This window comes from Rhizobium sp. WSM1274, from assembly GCF_025200775.1.
GTDB classification, from domain to species: Bacteria; Pseudomonadota; Alphaproteobacteria; order Rhizobiales; family Rhizobiaceae; genus Rhizobium; species Rhizobium leguminosarum_I.
On the sequence record NZ_CP104138.1, the window covers coordinates 4,879,474 to 4,901,440 of the forward strand.

Annotated in this window: 22 protein-coding genes and 3 pseudogenes; 10 read left to right on the forward strand and 15 right to left on the reverse strand. The window is 62.8% G+C overall.

Going from position 1 to position 21,967, the window contains the following annotated elements; genetic code table 11:
• Window positions 1–147 precede the first annotated feature (147 nt).
• On the forward strand, window positions 148–666 hold the full coding sequence (locus N2600_RS24055) for a Dps family protein (RefSeq protein ID WP_260297599.1): 519 nt from the start codon (window positions 148–150) through the stop codon (window positions 664–666).
• Window positions 667–716: 50 nt separating this feature from the next.
• Here N2600_RS24055 and N2600_RS24060 read toward each other — a convergent pair whose 3' ends face one another.
• Complete coding sequence (locus N2600_RS24060) at window positions 717–1,631, reverse strand: DMT family transporter (protein ID WP_260297601.1); 915 nt, start codon at window positions 1,629–1,631, stop codon at window positions 717–719.
• 99 nt (window positions 1,632–1,730) lie between these two features.
• On the opposite strand from N2600_RS24060, the gene N2600_RS24065 reads away from it, so the two are divergent.
• Window positions 1,731–2,195 (forward strand): Lrp/AsnC family transcriptional regulator, encoded by a 465-nt coding sequence (locus N2600_RS24065; protein WP_260297602.1) that lies wholly within the window; start codon window positions 1,731–1,733, stop codon window positions 2,193–2,195.
• Between the two features lie 21 nt (window positions 2,196–2,216).
• A complete protein-coding gene (locus N2600_RS24070; protein ID WP_260297603.1) occupies window positions 2,217–2,561 on the forward strand; it encodes a hypothetical protein in 345 nt (114 codons plus the stop codon).
• A 194-nt stretch (window positions 2,562–2,755) separates the two neighbouring features.
• Here N2600_RS24070 and dut read toward each other — a convergent pair whose 3' ends face one another.
• The gene (dut, locus tag N2600_RS24075; protein ID WP_260297604.1) at window positions 2,756–3,226 is read right to left on the reverse strand and encodes a dUTP diphosphatase; all 471 of its coding nucleotides are present in this window, start codon (window positions 3,224–3,226) and stop codon (window positions 2,756–2,758) included.
• Between the two features lie 91 nt (window positions 3,227–3,317).
• Here dut and N2600_RS24080 point away from each other — a divergent pair, with 91 nt between their 5' ends.
• Window positions 3,318–4,901, forward strand: coding sequence for a peptide chain release factor 3 (locus N2600_RS24080; RefSeq protein WP_260109903.1), 1,584 nt, complete (start codon window positions 3,318–3,320; stop codon window positions 4,899–4,901).
• 30 nt (window positions 4,902–4,931) lie between these two features.
• Here N2600_RS24080 and N2600_RS24085 read toward each other — a convergent pair whose 3' ends face one another.
• Complete coding sequence (locus N2600_RS24085; protein WP_260297605.1) at window positions 4,932–5,822, reverse strand: LysR substrate-binding domain-containing protein; 891 nt, start codon at window positions 5,820–5,822, stop codon at window positions 4,932–4,934.
• Between the two features lie 114 nt (window positions 5,823–5,936).
• Here N2600_RS24085 and N2600_RS24090 point away from each other — a divergent pair, with 114 nt between their 5' ends.
• Window positions 5,937–6,644, forward strand: a complete 708-nt coding sequence (locus tag N2600_RS24090; RefSeq protein WP_260297606.1) for a glutathione S-transferase family protein — start codon at window positions 5,937–5,939, stop codon at window positions 6,642–6,644.
• A gap of 46 nt (window positions 6,645–6,690) precedes the next feature.
• On the opposite strand, the gene N2600_RS24095 is transcribed toward N2600_RS24090, so the two are convergent.
• A complete protein-coding gene (locus tag N2600_RS24095; protein WP_260297607.1) occupies window positions 6,691–7,077 on the reverse strand; it encodes a RidA family protein in 387 nt (128 codons plus the stop codon).
• Window positions 7,078–7,104: 27 nt separating this feature from the next.
• Between N2600_RS24095 and N2600_RS24100 the strand changes: the two are divergent.
• Window positions 7,105–7,685, forward strand: a pseudogene (locus N2600_RS24100) (Lrp/AsnC family transcriptional regulator).
• Between the two features lie 26 nt (window positions 7,686–7,711).
• On the opposite strand, the gene N2600_RS24105 reads toward N2600_RS24100, so the two are convergent.
• The 5 genes from N2600_RS24105 to N2600_RS24125 all read right to left on the reverse strand — a co-directional run bounded on the left by N2600_RS24105 (window position 7,712) and on the right by N2600_RS24125 (window position 12,968).
• Window positions 7,712–8,113: a GFA family protein gene (locus N2600_RS24105; protein ID WP_222387231.1), complete on the reverse strand. Its 402-nt coding sequence runs from the start codon at window positions 8,111–8,113 to the stop codon at window positions 7,712–7,714.
• 10 nt (window positions 8,114–8,123) lie between these two features.
• Entirely contained in the window at window positions 8,124–9,656 is a 1,533-nt protein-coding gene (locus N2600_RS24110) for a S10 family peptidase (RefSeq protein WP_222387232.1), read from the reverse strand.
• Between the two features lie 101 nt (window positions 9,657–9,757).
• Window positions 9,758–11,050, reverse strand: a complete 1,293-nt coding sequence (locus N2600_RS24115; RefSeq protein WP_260297608.1) for a CynX/NimT family MFS transporter — start codon at window positions 11,048–11,050, stop codon at window positions 9,758–9,760.
• Entirely contained in the window at window positions 11,047–11,724 is a 678-nt protein-coding gene (locus N2600_RS24120) for a FadR/GntR family transcriptional regulator (RefSeq protein WP_260109912.1), read from the reverse strand. Before N2600_RS24120 ends, N2600_RS24115 begins: the two co-directional genes overlap by 4 nt.
• Window positions 11,725–12,056: 332 nt before the next feature.
• Window positions 12,057–12,968 carry a pirin family protein gene (locus N2600_RS24125; RefSeq protein ID WP_260109913.1) on the reverse strand — a complete coding sequence of 304 codons (912 nt, stop codon included), beginning with the start codon at window positions 12,966–12,968 and terminating at the stop codon, window positions 12,057–12,059.
• A 256-nt stretch (window positions 12,969–13,224) separates the two neighbouring features.
• On the opposite strand from N2600_RS24125, the gene N2600_RS24130 reads away from it, so the two are divergent.
• The gene (locus N2600_RS24130; RefSeq protein ID WP_260109914.1) at window positions 13,225–14,037 is read left to right on the forward strand and encodes a class II glutamine amidotransferase; all 813 of its coding nucleotides are present in this window, start codon (window positions 13,225–13,227) and stop codon (window positions 14,035–14,037) included.
• Between the two features lie 30 nt (window positions 14,038–14,067).
• On the opposite strand, the gene coaBC is transcribed toward N2600_RS24130, so the two are convergent.
• From coaBC to N2600_RS24145, 3 genes are all read right to left on the reverse strand, one after another.
• Window positions 14,068–15,273 (reverse strand): bifunctional phosphopantothenoylcysteine decarboxylase/phosphopantothenate--cysteine ligase CoaBC, encoded by a 1,206-nt coding sequence (gene coaBC / locus N2600_RS24135; protein WP_260109915.1) that lies wholly within the window; start codon window positions 15,271–15,273, stop codon window positions 14,068–14,070.
• 139 nt (window positions 15,274–15,412) lie between these two features.
• Window positions 15,413–16,162 carry an SDR family oxidoreductase gene (locus N2600_RS24140; protein WP_260109916.1) on the reverse strand — a complete coding sequence of 250 codons (750 nt, stop codon included), beginning with the start codon at window positions 16,160–16,162 and terminating at the stop codon, window positions 15,413–15,415.
• Window positions 16,163–16,290: 128 nt separating this feature from the next.
• Window positions 16,291–17,055 carry an SDR family oxidoreductase gene (locus N2600_RS24145; RefSeq protein WP_260297609.1) on the reverse strand — a complete coding sequence of 255 codons (765 nt, stop codon included), beginning with the start codon at window positions 17,053–17,055 and terminating at the stop codon, window positions 16,291–16,293.
• Between the two features lie 126 nt (window positions 17,056–17,181).
• On the opposite strand from N2600_RS24145, the gene N2600_RS24150 reads away from it, so the two are divergent.
• Window positions 17,182–18,087, forward strand: a complete 906-nt coding sequence (locus N2600_RS24150) for a LysR family transcriptional regulator (protein ID WP_260297610.1) — start codon at window positions 17,182–17,184, stop codon at window positions 18,085–18,087.
• 103 nt (window positions 18,088–18,190) lie between these two features.
• Here N2600_RS24150 and N2600_RS24155 read toward each other — a convergent pair.
• A pseudogene (locus N2600_RS24155) lies at window positions 18,191–18,438 on the reverse strand (LysR family transcriptional regulator); the annotation flags it as partial.
• 23 nt (window positions 18,439–18,461) lie between these two features.
• Window positions 18,462–18,560: pseudogene (locus N2600_RS24160) on the reverse strand (LysR family transcriptional regulator); the annotation flags it as partial.
• Between the two features lie 90 nt (window positions 18,561–18,650).
• Between N2600_RS24160 and N2600_RS24165 the strand changes: the two are divergent.
• Window positions 18,651–19,901, forward strand: a complete 1,251-nt coding sequence (locus tag N2600_RS24165) for an MFS transporter (protein ID WP_260297612.1) — start codon at window positions 18,651–18,653, stop codon at window positions 19,899–19,901.
• A complete protein-coding gene (locus N2600_RS24170; protein WP_222387237.1) occupies window positions 19,898–20,284 on the forward strand; it encodes a VOC family protein in 387 nt (128 codons plus the stop codon). The genes N2600_RS24165 and N2600_RS24170 overlap by 4 nt, the downstream gene beginning before the upstream one ends.
• A 17-nt stretch (window positions 20,285–20,301) precedes the next feature.
• Here N2600_RS24170 and N2600_RS24175 read toward each other — a convergent pair whose 3' ends face one another.
• Window positions 20,302–21,963, reverse strand: a complete 1,662-nt coding sequence (locus N2600_RS24175) for a urocanate hydratase (protein WP_260297613.1) — start codon at window positions 21,961–21,963, stop codon at window positions 20,302–20,304.
• Window positions 21,964–21,967 lie beyond the last annotated feature (4 nt).

The window sequence follows — 21,967 nt, forward strand, 5'->3', positions numbered from 1 at the left end:
CATAAGGAATAGGTCTGCTGGACCATGATCTACTTGGAAAGCGACCAGGCCTTGCTATTTCTCTCTCTGCAAATGCGCGATCAGCGCGGCCCGCCGCGGTTTCCCGGCCGGTGGCGCTGGAGATTTTCATCACCAAGGAGAGATTAAATGTCCCATACGCCGGCCGAAACCCGCAGACTTTCGCCACTCAAGACGCCGTCCAGCCTGTCGACCAACGCCATTACCGATATTTCGGCAGCGCTGACCGCACTGCTCGCCGATGTCTTTACGCTTTATGTGAAGACCAAGAATTTCCATTGGCACATGTCCGGCCCGCATTTTCGCGACTATCATCTGCTGCTCGACGAACAGGCGGAACAGATTTTCGCCATGACCGACGACATTGCCGAGCGTGCCCGCAAGATCGGCGGCACGACACTGCGCTCCATCGGCCAGATCGCTCGCCAGCAGCGCCTTTCGGACAATGACGCGGATTTCGTCACGCCCGAGGACATGTTGTCGGAACTGCGCGAGGACAACGCTCAGCTGGTTTCGCTGCTGCGCGAGGTGCATGGCCTCTGCGACGAGCATAATGATGTCGCGACCGCGAGCCTGATCGAGAACTGGATCGACGAGGGCGAGCGCCGCACCTGGTTCCTGTTCGAAACCACGCGTGGGCAGAAGTAATATCGGCGTGTCCAGGCGTGCTTGCCATGTCCGGGACATGTGTCCGGTTCTCAGCTCTCTAGCGCCCGCGGCCGCAGCCACCGCGGCGTCCAGCCGAGATTCATGCCGGCGGCGGCAAGGAGAATGATCGCTGCACCGGCGATCTGCATCGGCTGCAGCGCATGGCCGAAGGCCAACCGGTCGACGAGGATCGCCGCGATCGGATAAATAAAGGACAGGGCGCCTGTGAGATGCGTCGGCAGCCTCTGGATTGCGCCATAGAGCAGCACATACATCAGCCCGGTATGGACGACGCCGACGGTCACCAGGATTGCCCAGCCTCCTGCATCTTGCGGCGGATTTGAAAAGTCCGTGATCGGCGCCAGCATCAGCATGCCGGTGGCGACCTGGATGAGCGCGATCAGATGCGGCGGCGTGCCTTTCAGCCATTTCGTGGCAAGGGCGGCGAGCGCGTAGAAGAAGGCCGCCCCCAGCGCCATCAGGATGCCGAGGCCGTAACTGTCAGAGGCCGCCCCGCCTGTCCCCGGTTTTGCCTCGACGATGGCAATCATGCCGGCGAAGGCGAGTGTCAGCCAGAACAGCTTGGTGGCGGTGATCTTCTCGCCGAGAAAGAGCGCGCCGAGCACCAGCAGCATGAAAGGCTGGGTGTTGTAGACGGTCGTCGCGATCGAGATCGTCGCATGTGAATAGGAGGCAAACAGCAGCAGCCAGTTCAAGACGATGGCGATGCCGCCTGATATGGCGATGCCGAAGGCGCGCAGCGTGATGATGCCGGGCCGCAGCAGCCCGAGAGCGCCGCAGATGACCAGCAAAGTGACCGCGCCGAACAGGCAGCGCCAGAAGACCACCCCACTGACCGGCTGACCCGACATGACGACGAACCAGCCGATCGTTCCCGAGATCAGCATCGCTGCCGTCATTTCCGCCGTGCCTCGTCTAATGTCGCTGCCCATAATTGCCTCCATTTTGGTGGCATAAGAATATTGCGGCGAGAGGCGATTTAATATAAGGATAAGAAAGAAAATGACCGAGTTGGCCTAATCATAATAGGAAAATATATCGCCGTGGCTAATGATGTGCAATCGCTTGACGAAATCGATCAAGCCATTCTGGAGGCGCTGGCCGGCAATGCGCGGATCTCGCTGAAGGAGCTGGCGCAGCAGGTCGGCCTGTCCTCACCGAGTGCCGCCGAGCGCCTGCGCCGGCTGGAGGAGCGCGGCGTCATAAAGGCCTTCACCATCGATCTCGATCCCGCCGCCGTCGGTTATCCCCTGCAGGCGATCGTGCGCGTGCGTCCGCTGCCGGGACAGCTGCACATCGTCGAGCGGATCATCCAGGACATTCCCGAAATCATTGAATGCGACAAGGTGACGGGCGAGGATTGTTTTATCGCCCGCCTGGTCATCCGCTCGATGGCCGACCTCGACGGCATCCTCGATAAGGTCGCCGAAAGGGCGGAGACCAACACCGCGATGATCAAAGCCTCTCCCGTCAAACGCCGCCTGCCACCGCTTTCACGCCGGAAATAGGGCGCGGCGAATAGCGTAAATATGCAATCGCTAGAATTTTGCGGCTCCACATTTGTAGCCATGACCGCCGACGGACCCAAAGGCGGTCGTAATGTTTTCAAACAACGGAAGTTCTTGTGCAATCCAGACAATCATTTAAGTTGTAGCGATGATAAAATTGATATTGGTGATTGCGGCAACTTTGACATTTGGAGCGGTTTTTTGCGTTATGCTGACCGAGATCGCGAAAAAAACCGATATCATGAGATCGCCTCCGTCATTCCATGCAAGGCAAGCCAAGGTGATACTTCCGCTTATGGCGCTTTTCGTCTTGCTTATTTTGCTCGCCAGCCAAGCCGAATCGTGGGGATGGCCATAGTCGGGTGACTTCATGTCCGCTGGCAGTTCCCGCATTTCCTTGGGCGGAGCGATTATTCGAAATACAAAATGTCATCAAAAGCGCATCGCGCCCTTGGCGAGGCCCAAGCGCATCGCAGGAGTATTTCCGTCTTTCCCCTTAACAATCAAGTTGAAGTACGTGCTGAAGATCACGAGGCCCGCGCTGTCGAGGCACTGTGCCATCACACGCCGGTGGAGCCGAAGCCTCCTCCGCCGCGCATCGTTTCACTTGCCGCGGTAATCTCCGCCACCCGTGCCTGAGTCACCGGTGCGATCACCATCTGGGCGATGCGCATGCCGCGCGAGATGACGAAGGACTCCTCGCCGAGATTGACCAGCAGCACCTTCACCTCGCCGCGATAGTCGCTGTCGACGGTGCCCGGCGAATTCAGGCAGGTGATGCCGTTTTTGAAGGCTAGGCCGGAGCGTGGCCGCACCTGTCCCTCGAATCCTTCGGGAATCTCGAAGATGAAGCCTGTCGGCACCAGCGCCCGTTTGCCGGGCAGAAGCGTCAGCGGCGCTGCCTCGTCGACGGCAGCACGCAGGTCCATGCCGGCCGCTCCCTTGCTTTCGTAGGCGGGCAGGTCGAGGCCTTCGCCATTGGCTAAGCGGATCAGGTTCAGCGTCGGGCTGAGATCGTGATGAATGGTCATGGCCCATTACTTTGTGCCCGAAGGCCCGAGGTCAATTGCATTGCCGGGCTTTAATCGCTAGATACGCGACAATTCCACAGGATTCACAAGCATGGCCGAAAGTCTCGCCGAGGCGGTCTCCCGCCGCCGCACATTCGCTATTATCGCCCACCCGGACGCGGGCAAGACGACGCTCACCGAAAAGCTGCTGCTGTTCGGCGGCGCCATTCAGCTTGCCGGCGAAGTCAAGGCGAAGAAGGATCGCATGCAGACGCGCTCCGACTGGATGAAGATCGAGCGCGAACGCGGCATCTCCGTCGTCACCTCGGTGATGACCTTCGAATATAACGACAATGTCTTCAACATCCTCGACACGCCGGGTCACGAGGATTTCGCCGACGACACCTATCGCACGCTGACCGCCGTCGACGCCGCCGTCATGGTGATCGATGCCGCCAAGGGCATCGAGCCGCGCACGCTGAAGCTTTTCGAAGTCTGCCGCATGCGCGATATCCCGATCATTACCTTCATCAACAAGATGGACCGCGAAAGCCGCGATCCCTTCGAGATCCTCGACGAGGTGGAAGAGAAGCTGGCGCTGGATACGGCGCCCATCACCTGGCCGATCGGCCGCTCGAAGACCTTTTGCGGCTCCTACAATATCGCCGCCAACACGGTGCGCGGTTCGGATACCGAAATCGAGGGAACACCGGTCAACGGCCCGCAAAGCGTCGCCAACAGGCTGCCGGAAAACGAGCGCCAGGTCTTCATCGAGGAGACCGAGCTGGCGATTGAGGCCTGCCGTCCCTTCGACCGCGAAGCCTTCCTGGAAGGCCATATGACGCCGGTCTTTTTCGGCTCGGCGCTGCGCAATTACGGCGTTCGCGACCTCATCAACGCGCTCGGCGATTTTGCGCCGCCGCCGCGTGACCAGGTCGCCGATACCAGGACCGTGCATGCGACCGACGACAAGATGACGGCCTTCGTCTTCAAGATCCAGGCCAACATGGACCCCAACCACCGCGACCGCATCGCCTTTGCCCGCATCTGCTCCGGCAAGCTCGAGCGTGGCATGAAGGCAAGGCTCGCCCGCACCGGCAAGCAGCTCGGCCTGACGGCGCCGCAATTCTTCTTCGCCTCGCAGCGCCAGCTCGCCGACACCGCCTATGCCGGTGACGTCGTCGGCATTCCGAACCACGGCACGCTCCGGATCGGCGATACGCTGACCGAGGGTGAATCGCTGGTCTTCCAGGGCGTGCCGAACTTCTCGCCGGAAATCCTGCGCCGCGTGCGCCTGGAAGACGCGATGAAGGCGAAGAAGCTGAAGGAAGCCCTGCAGCAGATGGCCGAGGAAGGCGTCGTCCAGCTGTTTTCGCCGGAAGACGGTTCGCCGGCGATCGTCGGCGTCGTCGGTGCCCTGCAGCTCGACGTCTTGAAGGAGCGGTTGATGGCCGAATACGGCCTGCCGGTCTCCTTCGAAATGTCGCGTTTCTCCGTCTGCCGCTGGATTTCGGCCGATCTGCCGGCCGATCTGGAAAAGTTCCTCACCGTCAAGCGCGGCGATATCGCCCGCGATCTCGACGGCGATCCGGTCTTCCTCGCCCAGGACGGTTTTTCGCTGCGTTACGAGTCCGAGCGCCATCCGGCGATCAAGATGGTCGCGATCAAGGAATATCACGCCGCCAAGGCGGCGTGATAGCTAAACTCCAGGAAGTACGAAGCGGCTCTACCCAGCAAGCCGTTCGGCCAGAAAGTCGACGACGGCGCGCACTGCCGGCAGTTGGCCACGCCGATGCGGCATCAGGATAGTCGTTTCGATACTTCCCGCCGTCCATTCCGGCAGTACCCGCACCAGCCGCCCGTCCGCCAGCGCCTTGCGGCAGACGGATGTCGGCAGGCAGGTGATGCCGAGCCCCGCCATGGCCATTTCCATCAAGACATAGGGCTCATCCGCGGCCATGACCGAATGCAGCGTGACGAGAGCCTCATCGCCGCCCGAATAAAGCCGCCACTGGTCCTCCGTCAGGCTGGTCATGATCGTCGCATGCTGTGCCAGTTCCTCCGGCCGGCGCGGCTCGCCATGGGCACTGATATAATCCGGCGAGGCGAGGATGAAGAAAGGATGGCTGGCGAGCTTCCGCTGCACCAGCGCCGAATCCGGCAGCGGCGTCCGGTGGCTGCGCAGCGCGATGTCGAAACCTTCCTGGACGATATCGACGAAACGGTCCGTCACATGCACGGAGAGCCGGAGCTTCGGATAGCGTGCCGCTAGCGTCGGCAGATGTTCCGTCAAGGTAAACTGCGCCGTCGGCACCGAGGCGGTCAGGCGAACGCTGCCGGCAGGTTCGGCCAGATGCCGCCGCACGATGCCCTCGGCCATCTCCGCCTCGATGATCGAGGCCTGGGCATGCTGAAAGAACTCTCGGCCGAGTTCGGTCAGCGCGAAGCTTCGCGACGTTCGCTGGATCAGCCGCACGCCAAGCCGCCTCTCCAACTCCGCAACCCGCTTGCTCACGGTCGATTTCGGAATGGCGAGATGTCTGGCGGCGGCGGTGAAGCTGCCGCTGTCGACTGCCTGCACGAAGAGATGGAGGTCGTTGAGGTTGAAGAGCGTCATCGCCAGCTTCCAGATATGTGGACATTGCGATGCATTTTTAGCCTCTACCGCATGATCGTCCACGTCTTCACATTCATCGCGTCCAAACGGGTTCAATTCTGAAAGGAACGATTGATGTCACCCATATTGTTTTACGGCGTCCCCGAAGGCTGCTCCTTCGGCTCGATCGTCGCGCTGGAATGGTCCGGCCTGCCTTATCGGCTCTGCCGCGTTGAGATGCCGGAAATAGTCTCCAGCGAAGAATACAAACGGATCAACGCAGTCGGCGAAACGCCGTCGCTGCTGCTCGAAGATGGCAGGGCGATCAGCGAAAGCATGGCGATCCTCCACCATATCGGCGCCCACGCAGTCGGCAACGGTCTGGGTTTTGTGCAGGGGTCGGCGGATTTCGATCGCCTGAACCAGATGCTCGCCTTTCTCAACACCACCTTCTTCAAGGCCTTCGGCCCGCTCTGGTATGCGATCGAGCATCCGATGAAACCCGAGGAGAAGCAGGTCCTCACAGCCTATGGCATCGCCGCGGTCGAAAAGGCGCACCAGACGCTGGAGCGTCTGCTCGACGGCCGCGAATGGCTTCTCGGCAACGGGCCGGGCCTGGCGGATGCCTATTTCATCGGGATCGCCCGCTGGAACGACTTTCACCAGGTCGTCGACCGCCGACAGTTTCCCGGCCTGCATCGCCTCTATGAGCGCATGCAGCAGGAGCCGGCCGTGCATTTTGCCCATGCGATCGAGCATCGGCAGGAGGCGAAAAGCAGCGGCGGTTTCCGCGGTGAGGTCGACCTGGCCGAGGCGCTCGGCCTGTTGAAACAGGCGGCCTGATTGCCGCAGCCGTCGCATCCCTGCGGATGCGACGGCCAATCTGCCGTCAGCCGGCGGCGATGATTTCGATCTCGACGAGCCAGTCGTCGCGGAGCGTTTCGACGATGATCGCCGTGGTCGGCACGGCGCGGCCGCCAAGCGCCCGAAGACGGGCATTCTGGTTCGCCTCGATAAAGGCGCCGTCGCTGAGATAGCTCGTCAGCCGCACGATATTGTCCACCGTCATATCAGCGGAGGTGAGGATGGCGCGCAGATTGGACCAGATGAGATCCAACTGGCCTTCCAGATCGGCCGCCGCCATTCCCTGTTGATCGAGACCCATGGTGCCGCTGACGAAGAGCAGCCGGGATGGATGCCTGACCTCCAGCGCATGGATGTAATCAGGGCTGGCCGCATAGATCCCGTTTGCTGGATTGTGCGCGATCATCTCCATGAGATTTCTCCTCCTTCGAATATTCTATTGAAGAATGGCAATATCGGCGATTATTCTTCGGCTGAAAGGGGAGTTTGCGGAATGGCGAAAAATACAGACGATCTTCGGCAGAGACGGCCCCAGCAGCCGGTCATCGATGCCTTCGACCGAAGGATATTAGCCGCGCTCGCCGCCGACAGCAGCCAGAGTTATGCCAGGCTTGGCGAAGCGGTCGGCCTCTCGGCGCCGCCGTGCATGAGCGTGTGCGCCGACTGAGACAATCCGGCGCCATCAAGGGCGTGCACGCTGCGCTGGATGGCGCAGCGCTTGGCAAACCGCTGCTTGCCTTCGTGCATGTGGAGGCGGCCGGCTGGGGCAAGAGTGAGCGGCTGATGCAGCTCCTGCAGTTTCCCGAGGTCGAGGAGATGCATTCGGTCGCCGGCGATACCAGCGTTCTCTTCAAGGTCCGCACCGCCAGTCCGCAGGCCTTGGAGGCTTTTCTCGCCCAGATCCATGCCGTCCCCGGCGTCACCGGCACCCGCAGCTATATCGCCCTATCCACCTATCTGGAGCGTCCGGTCCAGGCCGGCGTGACCGACAGCTGGCCTGGTATGCCTCTGCCGGAATAAAGGCGCGATGGTAAGCCGGCCTGAGCCTAATCCTCTCTCTCGAAGCGTGGCAGCTTTTCGATATTCGCCAGCCCAGGCAAAGCCGAGCGGCACCATATCTGCTTTTTCGGCACCAATTCCCGCCGCTGGTCGATGCCGCCGACGCGGATGCCGATGGCGCCGCCTTCGCCGTCTGTGCGGTAGAGCGGCGATCCGCAATTCGGGCAGAAGAATTGCCGGCTGAGACCGCCGCTGTCGCCATATTTTGCGTAGCCTTTTGGCTCACCTGACGTGAGCGTGAAACTTCCCGGCCGCGCGGGTGCTGTGATGCGATAGGCGGAACCCGTCAACCGCTGGCAATCGGTGCAATGGCAGATCGAGACCCGCTCCGGGTCGATCTCCGCCTGATAGCGGATCGCCCCGCAGTGGCATCCTCCGGTGATATGCATCGGCGATTCCTCAGTCTGCCGGCGGAGCGGCCGGGTGTGTGGCGTAGAAGGCCTTCGCATTCGCCGTAAAGGCCGCCCGCTGATCGGCTTTCGTATAGAACATATGCCCGCCGCGATAAAGCTTCAGCCCGACGCGGCCGCCGGCGAGCGAGGGCGGCAGGTGGTCGACCACGTAGCGGCTGACGCCATAGGGCGTTACCAGATCGCTGTAGCCATGCGCAATCAGCAGATGGAAGGCCGAGTTCGAGGCGAGCAGCTGCCGGATGTTGTCGGTGGCGCTGGCCTGGAAGCGCGATCCGCCGCCGCGTCCTCCACCCCATTCCCAGCGTCGGCTGATATCGCCGTCGAGCAGCGAATAGGTCATCTCGGTCTTGAAGCCGAGCTCGTTGCGGGCGTAATCGGCAAAGGCGCCGCCATAGGCGCGGGCGAAGCCGTCGAGGATGGCGTCGTCGCCGCGATCGTAATCCGATTCCGGATAGGGATCGGGTGCTGCAAAGGAGGCGTCGTAGGCGCTCATCACCTCGCCGCTGCCGGCGTCCGAATGTTTGACGTAGGAATTGCCGAGGAAGCCGCGGTTGCGGGTGACGATATCCTCGGGAATGCCCGTCAGCCCGGCAATCTTGCCATAGAAGGCGGCGGCGTCGGCACCCGTCGGCGGCGGCCCGGCGAGCGTCGTCAGATAGTCGCCAAGCGCGAAGGTCTCGGCCGCCTTCTGCTTCTCTTCGTCGAAGGCCTTGTGCCGGTCGAGTTCGGCTGCCGCCAGTGACGGCAGCTCCAGCGCCGCGCCGAGCGCAAACTGATCGGCATTGAACATCAACTGGCCCTCGAGCAGGGGGGAAAGCATCACCGCCCCGGCGACGATGATGCCCTGGCTTTCCTGCAGCACCGAGGCGACCTTGGCCGCACGGAAGCCGCCATAACTCTCGCCGAGAAGATATTTCGGCGAGTTGGAACGGTTGTTGTGCGCGACATAGAGCGCGATCGCCTTGGCGATGCTCTCAGCATCTGAGTTGACGTTATAATAATTGGAGGCGTCGTCGGCCTTCGCCGTCCGGCTCCAGCCGGTGCCGATCGGGTCGATCAGCACGAGATCGGTGAAATCGAGCCAGCTTTGCTCGTTATCGACGAGTTTCGCATTGGCGCCGTCGCGTCCGTCCGGCCCGAAATCGAGTACCTTCGGCCCGACCAGCCCGAGGTGCAGGAAGGCGGAAGCAGCACCCGGCCCGCCGTTGAAGGCAAAGGTCAGAGGCCGATTCGGCCCGCCATCCCGCGCGACATAGGCGGTGTAGAAGATCGCGCCGGTCTGGGCGCCGTCCTGGCCGAAGAGATCCAGCGTGCCGGCGGTTGCAGTATAGGCGAGCTTCCGGTCGCCGATCGTCAGCGCGTGCTCTGTGACGGAATCGGCCGGCAGCAACTTCAATACGCCGTCGCGCGTGCCGCTCTGGACATTCGCCCTCGGCGGATCGCTTTCCTGCGCATGGGAAAGGGCAGGTGCCAGCGACGCCGTAAACGCAGCCAGCAGAAACAGGGTTCGTATGCGCAAGATGTCTCCTCCGGCGGTGGGGAATGAGAGGCTGAGATAGCGTAGCATCCGCGGCCGACGACGGGCATCAAGAGATGGTGATGGACAGGTGAGCGAAGGGCTCAGCCGTCCTTTTCGACCGCATGGACATTGATCTCGACCGCCCGCCCGGCCTTCCAGCCATTGATCGCCGCTCCAAGCCCGAGCGCAATGAAGAGAGCCGCGCACCAGGAAAAACTTCCGGTCCAGCCGCGGATGAGGCCGACGATGAGCGGACCGATGGCGGCGAGCAGGTAACCGACGCATTGCGCCATGCCGGAAAGATGGGCGGCGACATCGGGATCGCGCGAGCGCAGCACGATCGTCGTCATGGCCGCCGCGATCAGCCCACCCTGGCCGATGCCCTGCAGTACCGCCCACAGCCAGACCGTCGAAAGCGGCGCAAAGAGCAGGCCGAGCAGGGCGATGACGGCAACGCCACAGAGGCTCGCATTGATCAGCCGCTGGTCGCGGCCGCGCACGGCGATATGCGGCACGATCAGGCAGGATGCCGCCTGCACCATCACCGACAGGGAAACGATTGCCCCGGCAGTGACCCCGTCGAGCCCGCGTTCGCGCAAGATCGGAACCAGCCAGCTGAAGACGCAATAGGCAAGCGCCGATTGCAGCCCCATGAACAGCGTCACCTGCCAGGCGAGCCGGTCACGCCAGAGGCTTTTGAGGTGGAAGCCGTTTCGTCTTGCCTGGGTGCCGCTGCGAAGAACCTCAGGCAGCCAGAGCAGGCTGACGGCGAGGGCGGGTAGCGCCCAGATGGCGAGCGCGCCCGCGAGAGAGCCGCCGAGTGCGTGCTCGATCGGCAGCGTCAGCCCGGCGGCACTGGCCGCCCCGGCGCAAAGCGCCATCGTGTAGAAGCCGGTCATCAGCGCGGCGCGCCCGGCGAAATCCCGCTTCACCAGCCCCGGCAGCAGCACATTGCCGACGGCAATGCAGGCGCCCGCAAGGGCCGTGCCGATGAAGAGCAGCGGTATGGAGGAAAGCCCGCGCAATGCGGTGCCGAGAGCCAGAAGCAGGAGAACGCCGAACAGCGTGCGTTCAGTCCCGAAGCGCTGAGCAAGACGAGGGGCAAGCGGCGAGAAGGCGCCAAGGCAGACGACCGGAAGCGTCGTCAGCAGGCTGGCGCCCAGCGCACTCAGGCCGAGTTCGGAGCGGATTTCCGGCAGCAGCGCCGAGGCGCTGGAGAAGACCGGGCGCAGGTTGAAGGCGATCAGCACCAGGCTTGCGCCCAGCAGAAACCGATCCGCAACTCCCCGTACCGGCGTTGCCTGCGGCGGTGGAAGGCTGCCGGCCTCGGCATCAACAAGCAGATCGTCGGCAGGCTCAAGCGCGCTGGCGGCATGGTTGGCAGGCGTGTTCATGACAGGATCATCCGGTCGAGTGCGGCAAGAACCGGCGCCATGAAGCGGCGCACCGCCGCATCCGCACTATCGGGGTCGCCGGTCTCGATGGCGTCGACGATATCGGCATGCGCCTGCATATCGGGTTCCGGAATATCCTTGCCGAGCGTCGCCGCGATGGTATCGGCGATCGAGGCCGAGAAGAAATCATAGATCTCGATCATCGCCCGGTTGCCGGAAGCGGCGATGACAGCCTTGTGGAAGGCGAGGTCGCGTTCGATGAAGGCGGCCTGATTGCCGCCATCGTAATTGCCGCGTTCGGCAAGCAGCCTGCGAAGCCCGGCAATCGTCTCCAGCGTCTTGCGCATCGCCGTCAGCCGGGCGGCCTCGACGTCGAGCGCCAGGCGCGCCTCGAACTGGTCGCGCAGGCTGGCGCGCCGCGCCATCGTCAGCGGCCGTCCGGCGTCGCTGGTCGCGCGGACATAGGTTCCCGAACCCTGCCTTGTTTCGAGATAACCCTGAGAGGCGAGAACGCGCACCGCCTCGCGCACCGTGCCGCGGCTGACGGACAGCATGGCCGAGAGCGAGGCTTCATTCGGCAATTTTTCGCCGACCGCCCAGCGTTTGCCGAGAATGTCGCCGCGGATCGCCTCGATCGCCTCATCGGCGAGATTGGTTTTGCTGAGCGCTCGCATTTCACTACTCATAAAGTCATCAGATGACTTTATGAGTAGTGAAATTTCGATCTTTCGTCAACGCCTGGCATCAAGACAATAAAGACATCAAGACAGTAAAAAAGGGCCGCCTCAGCGACCCTTTCCATGAGTTTGGCCTCTAACTGGCCTGGACTGTCTATGCAGCCCTAGGAAGGCGGGGATTAGAGCGAGGGCTGCCTCGCCTTCGTCACCTCTTCCATGCCCGTTACGAGGTCCGAAATCTCATTAGACATTGGATCACCTTCCTTTCGTTCTGTTGCTGATGACTTAAAGTTAGGCTGATTCTTCGCAGATGCAAGAGAGAAATCCGTTCAATGCGCAGCTTTGATGAAGGTGCCGTTCTGCAGTTCGCGCATCGCCTGCATGATTTCCTCGCGCGAATTCATCACGATCGGGCCGTGCCAGGCAACCGGCTCCTCGATCGGCTTGCCGGAGACAAGCAGGAAACGGATGCCCTGGTCGCCTGCCTGCACCGTCACTTCGTCGCCGCTGTCGAAGACCACGAGCGTGCGGTTGCCGGACATGTCGCGGATATTCAATTCCTCGCCGTCGACTTCCTTCTCGACGCGCACGCCGAAGGGTTTCGATGCATCGCGGAAGGTGCCGGAGCCGGCGAAGATATAGGCGAAGGCATTGCGGTAGGTATCGACCCGCAGGCGCTTCTTCCGGCCGGGCGGCACTGACACGTCGAGATAGATCGGCTCGGCGGCGACGCCATCGACCGGACCGGCCTTGCCCCAGAAATCGCCGCAGATCACCCGCACCGCCGTGCCGTCATCATCGACGACGACAGGAATATCGGTGGATTTGACGTCCTGGTAGCGCGGCGCCGTCATCTTCAGCGAGGAGGGCAAGTTCGCCCAGAGCTGGAAGCCGTGCATTCGGCCAGCAAAATCGCCCTTCGGCATTTCCTGGTGCATGATGCCGCTGCCGGCTGTCATCCACTGGATGTCGCCGGCGCCGAGCAGGCCGCTATTGCCCAAGCTGTCGCCGTGCTCGACGGTGCCGGCGAGCACATAGGTGATCGTCTCGATGCCGCGATGCGGATGCCAGGGAAAACCGCGGATATATTCCGCTGGATTGTCGTTGCGGAAATCATCCATCATCAGGAAGGGATCGGTCATCGCGGGATCGCCGAAGCCGAAGACGCGGTGCAGCTTTACGCCGGCGCCTTCCATGGTCGGTGTGGCAGTACTTTCATGCTTGACGGGGCGGATCGACATGGCGTCCTCCTAGGGGTTCAACTTGGCGGCGACTATAGCCGCCCGGCTGCCGGGCGCGAAGTCTGCGGGGCAGACAACGCAGTGTTCACAAAAGAACACAGCGTTTCGCCGAATTTGAAGAGGTCAGGCGTCAAGGAATCGTCATGTTTCACTTGCAAACCGGCCGGGCGTTAAGCTGTTATTAGCGACGACATTCGACAATTCAGTTGAGTTTCAGCATTTCCCGCCGATGCGGCGGGTTCCGGAGCAAAGAGCCATGTGTCGCTGGGCAGCCTATCGCGGAGACCCTCTCTATCTCGAAGATCTGGTATCCTCGCCCGCCCATTCCCTGATCGAGCAGTCGCATTGCGCCACCCGCGCCAAGACGGCGACGAATGGCGATGGTTTCGGCATTGCCTGGTATGGTGACAGGCCCGAGCCCGGCCGCTACCGCGATATCCTGCCGGCCTGGTCGGATTGCAATTTGAAGAGCCTGGCACGGCAGATCCGTTCGCCGCTCTTCCTCGCCCATGTCCGCGCTGCCACAGGCGGCGGCACGCGCCGCGACAACTGCCATCCCTTCACCAATGGCACCTGGTCCTTCATGCACAACGGCCAGATCTCCGGCTTCGAGCGCCTGCGCCGGCCGATGGAGGCGATGCTCGACGATGAATTGTTCAATGCCCGCGGCGGCACGACCGATTCCGAGCTGATGTTCCTGTTGGCGCTGCAGTTCGGCCTGCGCGAAGCGCCGGTCGCCGCGATGGCGGAAATGATCGGCTTCATCGAGGACCTGGCGGAAAACACCATCGGCTCGATCTTGCTGCGTTTTACCGCTGCCTTCTCCGATGGCAACACGCTCTATGCGATCCGTTATGCCACAGATCGCAGGGCCCCGACGCTCTATGCTTCTCCCGTCGGCGCGGGCTATTGCCTTGTGTCCGAGCCGCTGAACGACGATGGCGATGCCTGGGCCGAGATCCCGAACGGCAGCGCCGTCACCGTCGGTAAAGGCGGCATCGATGTCGCCGACTTCCGGCCGGAGAAGCGGAGCGCGTCCAAGCCGCTACGGGTCGCTATTCCAGCCTGAGCCGCTTGCGATCAGCTGAGCCGCTCGGCGTTAGCCGATCTGCTTGGCGATCAGCGCCGCGAGCCTTTCGGCAACCTCTTCCTTCGTCAGGTCAGGCCATTGCTCGACACTGCTGTGGCGAATGAGTTTGACGCTGTTGCGGCTGCCGCCCATGATACCTGTCGCAGGGGAAACGTCATTGGCGACGATCAGGTCGGCGCCTTTCCTTTCGAGTTTCGCCTTCGCATTGCTTTCGACGTCCTGCGTCTCGGCGGCAAAGCCGATCACCAGCCTCGGCCGCATCGTATGATGGCCGACGGTTTTCAGGATGTCCGGGTTCTCGGTCAGCGCCAGCGTCGGAATGGATTCGCCGGGATGTTTCTTCAGCTTCTGGTCGGCGGCCGAGGCGACGCGCCAGTCCGCAACCGCCGCGACCATCACCGCGATGTCGGCCGGCAGCGCCGCAAGCACGGCATCGCGCATTTCCTCCGCCCGTTCGACATGCACGGTGCCAACGCCGACGGGGTCGGCGATCGCCACCGGCCCCGATACGAGCGTCACATCAGCCCCGAGCTTTGCAAGGGCTGCGGCGATCGCATGCCCCTGCCGGCCGGAGGAGCGGTTGGCGATATAGCGCACCGGATCGATCGGTTCGTGCGTCGGTCCTGACGTGACGATCGCTTTGCGTCCCTTGAGCGGCTTTTCTCCATCGTCGAGCATCGTTTCGACCGCAGCGACAATGTCAAGCGGTTCCGCCATCCGGCCAAGCCCGGCCTCCCGGCTTTCCGCCATCTCGCCGGCCATCGGCCCGACGAAGCGGATGCCGTCGGCTCGGAGCATCGCCGCATTCCGCCGCGTCGCCGGGTGCGCCCACATGGCGGGGTTCATCGCCGGTGCGGCAAGCACCGGCCTGTTCGTCGCCAGAAGCACGGTCGAAGCGAGATCGTCGGCAAGCCCGTTCGCCATCTTCGCCATCAGATCGGCGGTGGCAGGGGCGATTAGCACGAGGTCGCAGTCGCGCGCCAGCCTTACATGACCGATATCCTGTTCGTCCTGGCGCGAAAACAGATCGAGGAAGACATGGTCCGCCGCCAGTGCACCAACGGCAAGCGGCGTGACGAATTCCTGCGCGCCTTTGGTCATGACGGGGCGCACGCTCGCGCCGCGCTCGCGCAGCCGGCGGATCAGATCCAGGCTCTTATAGGCCGCGATGCCGCCGGAGATGATGAGGAGGATGCGTTTGCCGCTGAGAGCCATGGCCTTCTTCCCGCTGCCTTTTCTGACCACCCTCGACCCTAAGCCTTTGGCGTTGAACATGCAATCGCGGGGACGGCACCCATCGGCCGCAGCCGGCGGGTCCGCCCCGTTCATGACGTCAGCTGTCATCTTCGTCGGGTCAGAGGTTGCTCATCCCGCCGTCGATGATGAGTTCGCTGCCGACGATATAGGCCGCCTCATCGGAGGCGAGGAAGACGATCGTCTTGGCGACTTCGCCGGGATTTCCGAAGCGGCCGACGGGGATCTGGGCCTGGATCTGCTCGGCCATCGCCTTGGATTGGGCTTCCGAAGCACCGAGCTTGCTGTAGAGCGGCGTGGCGATCGGACCGGGGCTGACGGCGTTGACGCGGATGCCGCGGCCGATGAGTTCGCCCGACAATGTTTTGGCAAGCGTCAGCAGCGCGCCCTTCGTCAGCGAATAGACGCTGGAGTTCGGCATGCCGATATGGGCGTTGATCGAGGTGTTGAGCACGATCGCGGCCTGCTTCGAAAAAATCGGCAGCAGCGCCTGAATCAGGAAGAACGGTCCTTTGACGTTGATATCAACCGACTTGTCGAAGGCGGCTTCGCTCCACTGTTCCAGCGGCCCGAATTCGGCGACCCCGGCGTTGACGAAGAGGATGTCGAGCGTGCCGAAAACCTCTCTCACGCTATCGGCGACGGCCTTCTGGCCGACCGCATTGCCGGCATCGGCCTGGATGACGGTGGCTTCGCCGCCAAGTTCGGCGCGGGCCGCCTCGACGCTTGCCGCGCTGCTGCCGGTAACGACGACGCGGGCGCCCTCGGCGATGAATTGGCGGGCGGTCTCGAGACCGATGCCGCTGGTGCCGCCGGTGATGAGGGCTGTCTTGTTTTGCAGGCGTGACATGATGACGTTCCTTTGATCGAATTTTGGGCCGCGGCCCGTTGTTGGGAGAATGCCCTGAAAAAGGCGGCGCGATAAGCCGGCGCGTTGAAGGATCATCAACCGGCAGCGGATAATCGCGCCGCGCCGTCTCAGGTGCGGGTGATCGAACCGCCGCCGTCGACCAGCGAGGCCGTCCCGGTGACGAAGCTCGCATCGTCGGAGGCGAGATAGAGAACCGAGCGGGCAAGTTCTTCGGGTGTCGCGACACGCTTCAGCGCATGCAGATTGGTGACGAAGGCCTGCTTCTCAGGCGTGTCGTTCATGTCCCGATACATGTCGGTATCAACAGCACCCGGCAGGATGGCATTGACGCGCACGCCCTGCTGGCCGAATTCGGCGGCAAGCGCCTGCGTCAGGCCGATCAGGCCGGATTTGCTGGCGGCATAGGCGGCAACGCCCGGAAAAGCGAAGCTGTAGCCGACGAAGGTCGAGGTGAAGATCACCGAGCCGCCGCCATTCTCCACCATTGTGCCGATCTGGTGCTTGGCGGCGAGGAAGGAGGCCGCCAGATTGATCGCCAGCGCCTCGCTGAAGCCTGCTTCCGAAACGGCGGTGCTCGGACCGGCTTCGCCGAGCGTGCCGGCATTGTTGAAGGCGATGTCGAGCTTGCCGTAATTCGTCACGGCGGCAGCGACCAGCGCCTTGTGATAGTCTTCCGAGCGCACGTCGCCGGCAATGGCGATGGCGTCGCCGCCCTCTGCCTTGATCTCCGCGACAAGGCTGTCGAGTTCGCGCTCGCGGCGGGCGCCGACGACGATCTTGGCGCCTTCGGCGGCGAAGAGCTTTGCCGTGGCGCGGCCGATACCGGAGCTTGCGCCGGTGACGATCGCGACCTTGTTGTTCAAGCGGTTCATGGTTCCATCTCCTGCGTTTAAGGTGAGGCGGCCCCTGCCGTCCCTTTCGATGAAGGGAAGATGGCATTTTCCTTTCGTTCGGATTAGTCTCCAGATCGGGGAACTCGAATTCGGAAAAGCCGAACGATGATCAGGATCGAAGGTATTGCGGCTTTCGTCGCCGTGGTTGAGGCGGGCTCGGTCAGCGAGGCGGCCCGGCGCCTGCGGCTGTCCAAATCCGTCGTCAGCGAAAGGCTGACCGAACTGGAGAAGTCGCTGGGCGGCATGCTGCTGCACCGAACGACCCGCAAGCTCACCTTGACGGAGGATGGCGCGGTCTTCCTGGAGCGCGCCGCGCGCATCGTGCGCGAGATCGAGGAGGCCGCCGCAGATATGGCCGAGCGGCGCGGAACGCTGTCCGGCCCGATCCGCATCGCCGCCCCCGTCACCTTCGGCCGCATGCATCTCGGCCCGGCGCTCTATCCTTTTCTTGCCGAACATCCCGAGATCGAACTGACCCTCGACATCGATGACCGGCGGGTCGATGCCGCCTCGGACGGTTATGATGCCATCATCCGCAACGGCGCGATCGCCGACAGCCGGCTGGTCGCCTGGAAACTCACGCGCAGCCGCCGTCTTCTCTGCGCCTCGCCGGATTATCTCGCCCGCCAGGGAATTCCGTCGTCGCTTGATGATCTCAACAGCCATCGCGGCATCTTCTACACCAATCGCGGCGTTGCCGACTGGCGCTTCCAGACACCAGAGGGCGCAATCGTCGTGCGCGCGAAACCGGCGCTCGGCATCAACAATGGCGACATGCTCCGCGACGCCGCGATTGCCGGGCTCGGCATCGCGCTGCTGCCGGCCTTCATCGCCGGCCCGGCCATCCGCGAGGGCCGGCTTGCCGAAATCGATGTCGGCCACAAGCCTGAGGCCGAATTCATCTACATGGCCCATCCCGAAGGCCGAAATCCCTCCGCCAAGCTCCGCGCCATCGCCGATCATCTGAAGAAGAGTTTTGGTGATCCGCCCTATTGGGATCCGGTGGGTTAGAGCATGTCGCGCAAAAGTGTGCAGCGGTTTTGCGGAAACGACATGCGCAAAACAAAGACCTAAAGCGCGAAGAGCGAATCTGAAAGATCGCGACGCGCTTTAGCTAGCTCAGCAAGCTGATCAGGTTCTCGGTGACCGGCGAGCGATGTGTTTTCAGCATTGCCAGCGCCAGGCCGCCACGGCCGGCGGCCCCTCGATCGGCCGGTAGGCGGCACCTTCGAGCTTCATCTGCGAAATGGCGGCCGGCACGATCGAGACGTCGAGATCGGCGGCACGAGAAGGAAATCTGCGGCGCCTCCTGCGCCACGGCCAGCTCGAACCCCGCCCGCGGCAAGCGAGCACGACATCGTCTTCCTCTCCAGATCGCGGATCTACTGGCTGAGCGGCGGCTGCCCGATGCCGAGTTTGCCGGCGGCACGGGTGAAGTTGCCTTCTTCCGCCACCAGGAAATATCGCAAGTGCCGCAGCTCGATCGTCATCTCCAAAACCTATCGAAATCGCCAGTTTCATATATTGGACAAATGGAGTGGCGTTGACTAGATCGAAGGTCGGAAGGATGAGATATGCCGACGTCAGCGCATGCAATGAAGACCGCCGAGACAGCCGCAATCCCAGGGCAGAAGCAATACCTGACCCACGGAACGGGCGCCTATCGCCGCGCCAGCCTGGCACTCTTCCTCTCCGGCTTCTCCACCTTTTCGCTGCTCTATTGCGTCCAGCCGCTGCTGCCGATTTTCTCGCAGCAATTCGCCGTCAGCCCGGCCGAAAGCTCGCTGTCGCTGTCGCTCTCCACCGGTTTCCTGGCGGTTGCCATCGTCTGCGCCGCCGCCGTCTCGGAAGGCCTTGGCCGCCGCAGCCTGATGTCGATATCGCTGGTTGGGGCGGCATTGCTGACCATTGCCACCGCCTTTGCCCCGAACTGGCACTTGCTCCTCGTCATCCGCGCTCTCCAAGGCCTCGTTCTCGGCGGCGTGCCGGCCGTCGCCATGGCCTATCTCGCCGAGGAAATCGATCCGCGCGGTCTTGGCGCCACCATGGGCCTTAATGTCGGCGGCACGGCCTTCGGCGGCATGTCCGGCCGCGTGCTGACCGGTATCTTCGCCGAATATCTCACCTGGCGTCCGGCGCTTTTTCTCATCGGCGCCATTGGCCTTGCCGCCGCGATCGGCTTCATCGCCCTCTTGCCGCCGTCACGCAATTTCGTCCGCAGGCCGGGCTTCGATCCGCGCTTTCATGCAAAAGCCTGGCTTGGCCATCTCACCAATCCGGCGCTGCCCTTCATCTTCGCCATAGCTTTCCTGGCGATGGGCTCCTTCGTGACGATCTATAACTATGCCGGTTTCCGCCTGGTGGCGCCGCCCTACGGCCTCAACCAGACCGAACTCGGCCTGATCTTCACTGTCTATCTCTTCGGCATCGGCGCCTCTTCGATCGGCGGTCTGCTCGGAGACCGGATCGGGCATTTTTCCGTGCTTCTCTTCGGTCTGGCGCTCACTGCCGCCGGCAGCGCGTTGACGCTCTTTGCCTCGCTCCCGGTCATCATCCTCGGTATAATAGTGCTCACGACCGGCTTCTTCATGAGCCATTCCATCGCCAGTGGCCTTGTCGGCAAGTTGGCGCATGGCACCAAAGGCCACGCCTCGTCGCTCTATATGCTCGCCTATTATGTCGGCTCCAGCCTCATGGGTTCGGCGGGCGGGTGGTTCTTCGCGATTGAAGGCTGGGCCGCCGTCGTTATCTTCACCCTTGCCATGCTGGCGCTGGCCTTTATCTCCGCCTGTGTCGCCCAGCGCCTTGCGAGGAGAAAAGCATGATCCGCATAGACCGCCTCGACCATCTCGTGCTGACCGTCGCCGATATCGCGATCACCTGCGATTTCTATTCCCGCATCCTCGGCATGTCGGTCGAAACCTTCGCGGAAGGCCGCAAGGCACTGAAATTCGGCGGGCAGAAGATCAACCTGCATCAGGCCGGCCGCGAATTCGATCCCAAGGCGAGACATCCCACAGCCGGCTCCGGCGACCTCTGCTTCATCGCCGAGACGCCGCTTGCCGATGTCATCGCTGATCTACAGGCCGCGGACGTTGCAATCGAAGAGGGCCCGGTCGAACGCACCGGTGCGACTGGGCGTTTGCGCTCGGTCTATTTCAGGGACCCCGACGGCAACCTCCTCGAAGTCTCCAATCTGATCGCTTGACGTCCGCCTCCCGCACATCAACCAAGCCGGATATAGGGCACGTCCTTCTTTGCCACCTCATCAAGCGCCTCCTCGTAACCGGCATCGGCGTAACGCATGACGCCGAGCGCGGTATCGTTGGTCAGCGCATGGTCGAGCCGTTCGTCGGCGGGGTCCGTGCCGTCGGCGACGACGGTGACACCGCAGCTCGTCATGTAGCCGGCGTAACCGCCGCCGCCGGAATGGACGACGACCAGATCGGCCATCGACGAGCAGAGCATCATCGCATCGATCAGCGGCCAGTCGGCGATCGCATCGGAGCCGTCCTTCATTCGCTCGGTCATGATATTCGGATGCGCCATGGCGCCGGCGTCGAGATGGTCACGGGAGAAGGCAACCGGGCCTTTGAGTTCGCCGCTTGCAACCAGCGCATTGACACGCCTTGCGAGTGCCGTGCGTTCGCCATGGCCGAGCCAGGCGATCCGTGCCGGTAGCCCCTCGAAGGGCACGTGCTCGCGCGCCAGCCGGATCCAGTTGGTGATGATCTTGTTGTCAGGGAACATCTCGAGCAGCAAATCGTCGATCCGGGCGATATCGCTCTCCTCGCCCGATAGCGCCATCCAGCGGAATGGGCCGATCGCCCGGGCGAACAGCGGCCTCAGATAGGCTTCGGTGAAAATTGGAATATCGAAGGCATTCGCAACGCCGCCCTCCTTGGCCTGCGTGCGGATCAGATTGCCGTTGTCGAAGACTTCCGAGCCGCGCTTCTGGAATTCCAGCATCGCCGTCACATGCTCGACGATCGAGGCGCGGCTTGCCGCCATCAACTGGCCCTGGCCATCGTCGCGCAGGCCCTTGACCTGATCGAGGTTCATGCCCTTCGGCACGTAACCGTAGACGAGGTCATGCGCCGAGGTCTGGTCGGTGACGATATCAGGCACGATGCCGCGCCGGGCGATTTCCGGATAGACCTCCGCCGCATTGCCGACGAGGCCGACGGACAGCGCCCGCCTGTCCTTCACCGCCGCATCGATCAACTGAAGGGCGGTATCGAGATCGGGTGCGATTTCCTGGAGATAGCCGATCTGCTGGCGCTTGCGGGCGCGTTCCGGGTCTATGTCCACGCAGAGGATCGCAGCGCCTGCCATACGGCCGGCGAGCGGCTGCGCCCCGCCCATGCCGCCGAGGCCGGCCGTCAGCACGAACCGCCCGAGGAGATCGCCGCCGAAGCGCCGCTCGGCGATGCGCATGAAGATCTCGTAGGTGCCCTGGATGACGCCTTGGCTGCCGATATATTGCCAGGCGCCGGCGGTCAGCCCGCCCCAGCAGATCAGCCCCTTGCGCTGCAGCTCGTAGAACACTTCGGCCTTTGCCCATTGCCCGACAATATTGCAGTTCGCCATGATAACAAGCGGCGCCTTGGCATGGGTGCGCACCAGCCCGATCGGCTTGCCGGACTGGATGAGCAGCGTCTGGTCCTCGTCCATCTCGGTCAGCGTCTTGACGATGCCCTTGTGCGCCGCCCAGTTGCGGGCCGCCTTGCCGAGCGCGGCATAGACGATCAGATTGTCGGGGTCCTCGCCGACGGACAGCACATTTTCGAGCAGCCGCAACAGCGCTTCCTGCCGCCAGCCCTTGGCGCGCAGCTCCGGTCCGCCGGGAATCGGAAATTTCGGATGACGTGGATTGGCCTTCGGCATCGTG